Annotated in this window: 2 protein-coding genes; both read right to left on the reverse strand. The window is 65.1% G+C overall.

Translation table 11 applies throughout. The annotated features are described in order from the left end of the window. Positions 1-326: 326 nt before the first annotated feature. Positions 327-2,150 carry an aspartate--tRNA ligase gene (gene aspS, locus PHP91_RS17090; protein WP_300143687.1) on the reverse strand — a complete coding sequence of 608 codons (1,824 nt, stop codon included), beginning with the start codon at positions 2,148-2,150 and terminating at the stop codon, positions 327-329. 108 nt (positions 2,151-2,258) lie between these two features. Continuing rightward, on the reverse strand, positions 2,259-3,500 hold the full coding sequence (hisS, locus tag PHP91_RS17095) for a histidine--tRNA ligase (protein ID WP_300143690.1): 1,242 nt from the start codon (positions 3,498-3,500) through the stop codon (positions 2,259-2,261). Positions 3,501-4,238: the final 738 nt, after the last annotated feature.

The raw sequence follows: 4,238 nt of genomic DNA on the forward strand, positions 1-4,238 counted from the left end.
AAAGGTTCCCCTCTTCCCCTTCCCCCGGACCCCCATCCCCAACTCCCTTCCAAAACTTTTCATTTACGCCGCAGGAGAATTGGCGGGGGACCGCAGTCGTGTCACGCGGCGTTATCGAAAAAAGCTATTAACGTATTAAGAACGGAAATTCAAAAGGGAAGGGGGAATTAATCCAAGGAGCGGGCCCGTTCCCCTGCTTCCCGCTCCTTCTTGAAAAAAACATCCCGGCCGGGGTTAAGGGAACCGCAGGCGGTGTCCCGGCGGGCAGCGCGTCCCCGGAAGGACCGCCGGAGGCTTCTTCGCAAAGCCTCCGGCGGAGAATCCGTCTAGTCCTGCTTCTTCTCGCGCAGCCGGATGCCCAGTTCGCGCAACTGCTTGCTGGGCACTTCGGACGGGGCTTCGGTGAGCAGGCAGGTGGCCTTCTGGGTCTTGGGGAAGGCGATGACGTCGCGGATGGACCGCGAGCCGGTCAGGATCATGATGAGCCGGTCCAGGCCGAAGGCGATGCCGCCGTGGGGCGGCGCGCCGTACTTGAGGGCGTTCATGAGGAAGCCGAACTTCTCCTCGGCCTCGTCGCGGCCGATGCCCAGGGCGGCGAACATGGCCTCCTGCTGCGCCGGGGTATGGATGCGGATGGAGCCGCCGCCGACCTCGTGGCCGTTGAGGACCAGGTCGTAGGCGCGGGCGATGGCGTTCGCGGGGTCGCTCTTGAGCACTTCCATCTGCTCGGGCCGGGCCGAGGTGAAGGGGTGGTGCTTGGCCACGTAGCGCTTTTCGTCCGGATCGTATTCGAGCAGCGGGAAGTCGGTGATCCAGACCGGCTTGAATTCCTTGTCGTTGATGAGGCCGAAGCGTTCGCCCAGCTCGCAGCGCAGGTTGCCCAGGGCGGCGTTGGCCACGTCGGCGGCCCCGGCCTGGAAGAAGAGGATGTCGCCGGGCTTGCAGCCGGTGCGCTCGCGCAGGGCCGCGATCTCGTCCTCGGAGAAGAACTTGACGATGGGCGACTGCCACTCGCCGTCCTCCTTGACCTTGATCCAGGCCAACCCCTTGGAGCCGTAAATCTCGACGAACTTGGTGTACTCGTCGATCTCCTTGCGGGACAGGACCCCGCCGCCGGGCACGACCATGACCTTGACCAGCTCGGAGGAGGCGAAGACCTTGAACCCGGAATTCTTGAACACGTCGGTGATGTCCACGTGCTCCAGGCCGAAGCGCAGGTCCGGCTTGTCAACGCCGTAGAGGTTCATGGCGTCCGCATAGGTCATGTGCGGGAATACCTCGGGCAGCTCGACGCCGATGGTCTCGCGGAACAGCCGCTTGACCATGCCTTCGGCCATCTCCTGCACCATGGTCTCGTCCACGAAGCTCATCTCGATGTCGATCTGGGTGAACTCGGGCTGGCGGTCGGCGCGCAGGTCCTCGTCGCGGAAGCATTTGACGATCTGGAAATAGCGGTCCATGCCGGAGACCATGAGCATCTGCTTGAAGAGCTGCGGGGACTGCGGCAGGGCGTAGAACTGGCCCGGGCTCAGGCGGCTGGGGACCAGGAAGTCGCGCGCGCCCTCGGGCGTGGACTTGGTCAGCACCGGGGTCTCGATCTCCAGGAAGCCGAGGCCGTCCAGGTAGCGGCGCACGGACTGGGCCGCCTTGTTGCGGATGATGAAATTCTTCGCCAGCGACGGACGGCGCAGGTCCAGGAAGCGGTACTTGAGGCGCAGGTTCTCGCTGACCTCCACGCGGTCCTCGATGGGGAACGGCGGGGTCTCGGAGGTGTTGAGCAGCTTGTAGTCGGTGACCTCGATCTCGACCTCGCCGGTGACCATGTTCGGGTTGGCCATGCCCTCGGGCCGGGGGCGGACCTTGCCCTTGATGGCCACGACGTACTCGGGCCGGATGGCGTGGGCGCGCTCGTGCACGTCCGCGTTCTCCTCGGGGTTGAAGACGACCTGGGTCATGCCCTCGCGGTCGCGCAGGTCGAGGAAGATGAGCCCGCCGTGGTCGCGCCGGAACTGGACCCAACCCATCAGGCAGACCTGCTCGCCCAGGTTGGCCGAGGTCAGCTCGTTGTTGTGGTGGGTGCGCCGCCAGCCCGCGAGGTCCTCGATGACGCGATATTCGCTGTAATCCCGTTCTTCCTGATACTCAGACATTGTCGGTTGCTCCACTCTCTCATTTTATGGTCGGAACCGGCGGGGAACCGCCCCGCCGCCCCGGAAATACGCGACGCGCCCCGGCATCCGGCCGGGGTGCGGAATAAACTACAGGCTCGCCAGGTACAGCGAACGGTCCAGGGTCTCCTGGTCGCGCTCGTCGTCCATGTACTTGACCGTCACCGTGCCGTCGGCCATCTCCTGGCCGCCCAGGATCAGGCAGACCCTGGCCCCGGTCTTGTTGGCCTGGCGCATGCGCGACTTCATGGACCCGGAACCGTAGGTGACCTCGCCCGAAAGCCCCTTGTCGCGCAGCTTCTGCGCAAAAAGCATGGCCTCGTTGGCCGCAGCCTCGTCCACCACGGCCAGATAGAAGTCCGGCCGCGCCGTCTCGGCCTGGCCCAGGAGCAGCGCCAGCCGCTCCATGCCGCAGGCGAAGCCCGTGCCCGGACAGTCGGCGCCGCCCAAATTCTTCACCAGCCCGTCATACCGGCCGCCGCCCGCCACCGCGGTCTGCGCCCCGATGTCAGAGCTCGACACCTCGAAACAGGTGCGCACGTAATAGTCCAGCCCGCGCACCAGCCGCGTGTTCAGCTCATAGGCCGCGCCCGCGCCGTCCAGGATCGCCCGCACGTCCGCAAAGTGCTTCTCGCACTCCGGGCACAGGTGATCGGTGATGACCGGCGCGTCCTTGACCAGCTCCTTGCACGTCGGGACCTTGCAGTCCAGCACGCGCAACGGGTTGGTGTCCATGCGGCGGCGGCAATCCTCGCAGAAATTCTCCCGGTCCTTGGACTTGTAATAGTCGATCAGCGCCTGGCGATACCCCGGCCGGCACTCGGCGCAGCCCAGGGAGTTCAGCTCGATGGTCAGCTTGGTCAGCCCCAGCCGGTTCAAAAACGTGCGCAGCATCAGGATCAGCTCGCCGTCCGACTGGGCCTCGTCCGCCCCGAAAATCTCGGCGTCGATCTGATGAAACTGCCGCTGGCGGCCCTTCTGCGGCCGCTCGTACCGGAACATGGGGCCAAAGGCGAAATACTTGGAGACCTTGCCCGGCTGATGCACGCCGGACTCGATGAACGCGCGCACCACGCCCGCCGTGGCCTCGGGACGCATGGTCAGCGAACGGCCCTTGCGGTCGGGAAAGGTGAACATCTCCTTGCCCACCACGTCCGTGTCCTCGCCGATCGACTTGGCGAACAGCTCGGTCTTCTCCAGCACCGGAATCCGCAGCTCGCCAAACCCGTACAGGCCGAACACCTCGCGGGCCACCGCCTCCATCCGGGTGTACTGCGCGGCCTCCTCCGGGAACAGGTCCGCGAAACCCTTTATCTTCTGAATCTTCGCCATGGCGCGTTCCATTTCCTTTTATACGCTCAACACTATGGGAAACGAGATTGGTTAGTCCAATCCCCGCACTTTGTCAAAAGCCCGAAGGGCGGCCGTCCCGGCAGGAACGCGCGGCAGGGAATGCCTCCGTCGGCCCTGCCGGGGGCTCGCCTCGCCGGCGGGGCCGCCTGGATTCGCCCCGTCCTGTGGCTCACCGCTTCGCGGCGCGACCAGGGCTCTGCCCTATCGCTGCTGTCGACGGCTCTAAGATCGAGCAAGCTCGGCCTAAGACCCGACGCGGCCCCGGCAGGGACGAAGCCCCTGCACCCCCATCTCCGCCGCGCGGGCGAGCAGCGCGGGAGTTTGGGAGTTGGTGGCGGAGGGATTGGCTGGCGGCGTCTGAAACATTGGCAGAAGCGGATTTCTTGATTTGAAGACTTGTTCTTTTCTTTTTCCCTAAAAACACCCCGGCTGGGGCGAGCGGGCAGTCCGTCCCCGCGCATGAGTCGCTTGACCGAGCTATGCCCCCGCGAAAGCGGCGAATGGTTTCCAGCTTCAGCCGTTGGCGGGTCCAGGGCCGAGCCCTGGCCTCCCCGGAGGGGCCGCCGGAGGCATTCTTCTTTTCAACGCAAAAGGCCCCGCCGGGTGTCGTTGGCGGGGCCTTTTCTTCGAAGGGAGCTGCGTGGGGCCTAGTGGGCCTTCTGCCAGGCTTCCCATTCCTGCTTGGTGAGCTTGCCGTCCTTGTTGGTATCGGCTTCT

The sequence above is a fragment of the Pseudodesulfovibrio sp. genome, from assembly GCF_028692895.1.
In the GTDB taxonomy this organism is placed as follows: domain Bacteria; phylum Desulfobacterota; class Desulfovibrionia; order Desulfovibrionales; family Desulfovibrionaceae; genus Pseudodesulfovibrio.